General features: G+C 78.7%; 2 protein-coding genes. Both read right to left on the bottom strand.

What is annotated here, in order from left to right; translation table 11 throughout:
- Nucleotides 1-2542, bottom strand: a 2542-nt coding sequence (locus tag HGCM_RS17655) for an ATP-dependent helicase (protein ID WP_246119449.1), incomplete at its 3' end; no start/stop codon positions are given.
- Nucleotides 2539-4187, bottom strand: a 1649-nt coding sequence (locus HGCM_RS17650) for a UrvD/REP family ATP-dependent DNA helicase (RefSeq protein ID WP_019136478.1), incomplete at its 5' end; no start/stop codon positions are given. The genes HGCM_RS17650 and HGCM_RS17655, both read right to left, overlap by 4 nt.

The following is a 4187-nucleotide window of genomic DNA, read 5'->3' as shown; positions in this document are numbered from 1 at the left end:
CGGGCCAGGCCGCCTGCACCGTCAGGCCCTCGCGCGGGTTGCCCGCGCCCGGCTCGGGCGGCGCCGCCCAGTCGTCCGTCGCGACGAGGCCGGCCTCGGCCACCTCGGCGAGGAACGGCGAGACCCGGCGGACCGTCTTGCCGTCGCCCCACCACGAGGCGGCCAGGAGCAGCTCCCGCCGCGCACGCGTCACGGCGACGTACGCCAGGCGGCGCTCCTCGTCGACCTGGTGGGCGCCGGCGTCCGCGAGGAACCGCCTGCGCCGCTCCTCGAGGTCCTTGGGGTCCGCCGCGCCGGCGTACGCGAGCTCCGGCAGGTCGTGCCGGTCGCCGCGCAGCGGGTACGGCAGCGTGCCGAGGCCGGTCAGCCACGCCGAGTCGCGAGGGCCGTCCTTGCCGAGCGCCGCCGTGGCGGGCAGCACGCCGTCGACGAGCCCGGCGACCGCGACGACGTCCCACTCCAGCCCCTTCGACGCGTGGATCGTCGAGACCTGCACGGCCCCCGGGTCCGGCTCCGAGACCGGCAGCTCGAGCCCGTCCTCGCGCGCGTCGGCCGCCTCCAGCCAGGACAGGAAGCCTCCGAGCGTCGGCCGCTCCGTGGCCTGCGTGAACTCCACGGCCACGTCCCGGAAGGCGTCGAGGTGCGCGCGCGCCCGCCCGGGCGAGACGCCGGGACGGGAGCCGACCTCGATGTCGAGGCCGAGCAGGCGCTCCGCCTCGGCGACGAGGTCCGGCAGCGGCAGGTAGGCGTGCGCGCGCAGCGCGCGCAGGACGAGGGCGAGGCGCTCGAGCCGGCGACGGGCGTGCTCGCCGAGCAGGCGTCCGGAGCGGCTGGCCCGGCCGGGCGGGGGCAGCGCGTCGAGCGCGTCCACGATGCTGCGCTGGTCGACGACGTCCCGCTCGACGCCGTCCCCGCCGGCGCGCGCCGCGTGGCCCGCCAGGTCGGACGCCCAGTCGCCGAGCGCGTGCAGGTCGGCGGCGCCCAGACGGGTCCGGGCGCCCGTGAGCAGCCGCACGAGCGCGTCGCCCCGCGTGGGGTCGTGGACCACCTGCAGCGTGGAGAGCAGGTCGACCACCTCGGGCGTGGACAGCAGGCCGCCGAGACCGACCACCTCGACGGGGAGGCCCTCGGCCCGCAGCGCCTGCCGCACGGCGGAGAACTGCGAGCGCTTGCGGCACAGGACGGCCGCCGTCGGCGGCGTCGCGGACGAGCGCCAGTGCTGCGCGACGAACCGCGCGACCGCCTGCGCCTCCAGGTCGACGGTGTCGGCGACGACCGCGAGGACCCGGCCCGGTCCGGCGCCCGGGCGGGCGGCGAGCGGCGCGACGGGCGTGCGCTCCTGCGCGCGCAGCGGGGCGGCGATCGCGTTCGCCACGTCGAGGACGGCCTGGTCGTTGCGCCACGACGTCGAGAGCTGGTGCACGTCGGCGGGCCGCCAGCCGGACGGGTCGCGTCCCGCCCCGCCGGCCGGCCCGGCGAGCGTCGGGAAGTCGGTGGGGAACCGCGACAGCCCACCCGCGCTCGCGCCGCGCCAGCCGTAGATCGACTGGTGCGGGTCGCCGACCGCCGTCACGGGGTGGCCGCCGCCGAACAGCGAGCGCAGCAGGGTGAGCTGCGCGAACGACGTGTCCTGGTACTCGTCCAGCAGCACGACGCGGAACCGCTCCCGCTCGGCGGCGCCGACCTCCGGCACGTCGCGCGCGAGCCGCGCCGCCAGCGCCACCTGGTCGCCGAAGTCGATCGCGTCGGAGGCCCGCTTGCGCTCCCGGTAGGCGGCGACGACGTCGAGGACCCGCGCGCGCTCCCCCAGGACGCGCAGCAGCCGGAGCACCTCGGCGTAGGGCTCGCGGGGAGGCGTCCCGGCGGGGGTGGCGCGGATGTCCTCGACGATCCGCTCGATGCCCGTGCGCGCCTGCGCCGGGTCGAGCAGGTGCTCGTCCAGGGCGGCCGACAGCGCGAGCACCGCCTCGACCACGGTGGTCGTGGCGGCGTCGGTGTCCAGGTCCGCGGTCCAGTGCTCGACGACCTCGCTCGCGAGCTGCCACTGCGCGGCCTCCCCGAGCAGCCGGGTCGAGGGGTCGAGGCCGAGCCGCAGCGCGTGGTCGCCCACGAGGGCCGCGGCGTACGAGTGGTACGTCTGGACGTTCGGGCGGGCGAGACCGGCGAGGGCGTCCGCCTCCGTGGCCAGCCGGCCGGGCAGCTCGACCCCCGCCTCGGCGGCGCGGCGCGCGAGCGCGCGCAGGCGCAGGCGGACCCGCTCGCCGAGCTCGCCGGCCGCCTTGCGCGTGAACGTCAGGCCGAGGACCTGGTCGGGCTCCACCAGGCCGTTCGCGATGAGCCACACCACGCGGGCGGCCATCGTCTCCGTCTTGCCCGAGCCGGCCCCCGCCACGACCAGCGCGGGGCTCAGCGGCGACTCGATGACGCGCACCTGCTCCGGCGTCGGCGGGTGCTGGCCGACGAGCTCGGCGATCCGCGTGGCGGAGAGGGCCACCTCGCCGGGCTCCACGCCGGCGCCGGGCTCCAGCTCGAGCCCCGTCACGCCGTCACCTGCCCGCCCTCGTCCCGCACGGGGCACGCGCGCCGCACGGGGCAGCGGTCGCACAGCTCGTTCGCGGTCGCGACGAACGTCGACGCGGCCATGGAGGCCGCGACGTCGTCGACGAGCCGGTGGGCCCACGTCGAGCCGTCGTCGTCGGGGACGAGCGGGTCCTGCCGGCGGACCGCACCGGCCCTGCCGGAGCTGAGGAAGACCAGCTGCGCGCCGGCGCTCGGCTCGCCCGCCGCCACGCCGTCGATCGCACCGGCCTCGACCGCGAGCTGGTACGCACCGAGCTGCGGGTTCGTCTGCGCCTGCGTCGTCGACGGCATCGTCGTGCCCGTCTTGAGGTCGACCACCCGCAGACCGTCGGCCGTGCGCTCGACCCGGTCGACCTGGCCCCGCAGCTCGGCCCGCTCGGTCGTCACCCGGAACGAGCCCTCGACGACCACCGGCTCCCCCGCGCCGGCGAGGTAGGTCGCGAGCCGGTCGACCATCGCCTCGGCCTTGCGGCGCACCGCGCGCGCGGGCCAGCCGTCGCCGAGCCCGAGCTCCCCCCAGCGAGCGTCCAGCGCCTCCCGGAGCTCCGCGGCCGTGCCGCGCGGGTGCTCCTGGGCGATCGCGTGCACCAGCGTGCCGAGGCTCTGCCCGCCGGAGTCGGCCGCGGTCCCGCCCGCGGCCTCGAGCGCCCAGCGCAGCGTGCACCGCTGGGCGGTCTCGAGCCGCGAGGGCGAGACCGGCACCCGCTGGTCCGGGCCCCACAGGGGCGTCACGCTCGTGGGCTCGGCGAGCCCGTACCACTCGTCGGGGTCGGCCCCCTCCACGCCCTCGTGCGCCAGCCGCGCGAGCGTGCGCAGCGCGGCCGGGTCCGGCCGCTCGCCCGCCCCGGCGGCGCGCTCCAGCTCCGCTCGCAGCTCGGCGACCAGGCCCCGCAGGTCGAGCGGCGCGGGGGCGGTGCGGCGGCGGGGGTCGGGCGCGTCCGGCGCGGTCTCCTCGCCGATCGGGTCGACGAGGTCGACGAGCGGGGACGGCTCGTGCTCGGTGTCGGCGACCGCGGTGACGAGCAGGCGCTGCCGGGCGCGTGAGCACGCGACCGCGAACGAGCGCAGCTCGTCGGACAGCACGGCCGCACGGGACGCAGCAGCGCGCGCCGACGGGTCGTCCCCCGCGGCGGCCCGCCCGCCGACGACGTCGACGAGCAGCTGCGCGCCCAGCAGCGAGTCGCGCAGGCGCAGGTCGGGCCAGGTCCCCTCCTGCACGCCGGCGACGACGACGACGCGCCACTCGCGCCCCGCGGCACCCGCGGGCGTGAGCACCTGGACGGCGTCGCGCGCGGCACGGGCGGCGAGCGAGTCGGAGGGCAGGTCCTGGGCCTGCATCCAGTCGACGAACGCCGCCGGGCTGGACCGCGGCATGCGGTCGACGAACGTCTCGGCCGCCCGGAAGAGCGCGAGCACGGCGTCGAGGTCGCGGTCCGCCCGCTCCCCGCCCGCGCCGCCCGCGAGCGCGGCCCGGCGCCACGGCTGGGCGAGCCCCGAGGCGTCCCACAGCGCCCACAGCACCGACTGGGCGTCGGCGCCGGGCGCGCCCGCGGCCCGCCGGCCGGCGTCCAGCACGTCGGCGAGGCGACCCAGCGCGCGGGCGGTCG

Source organism: Cellulomonas massiliensis JC225, assembly GCF_000312005.1.
Taxonomy (GTDB): Bacteria; Actinomycetota; Actinomycetes; order Actinomycetales; family Cellulomonadaceae; genus Cellulomonas; species Cellulomonas massiliensis.
This window is presented reverse-complemented; position numbering and strand designations above follow the sequence as displayed.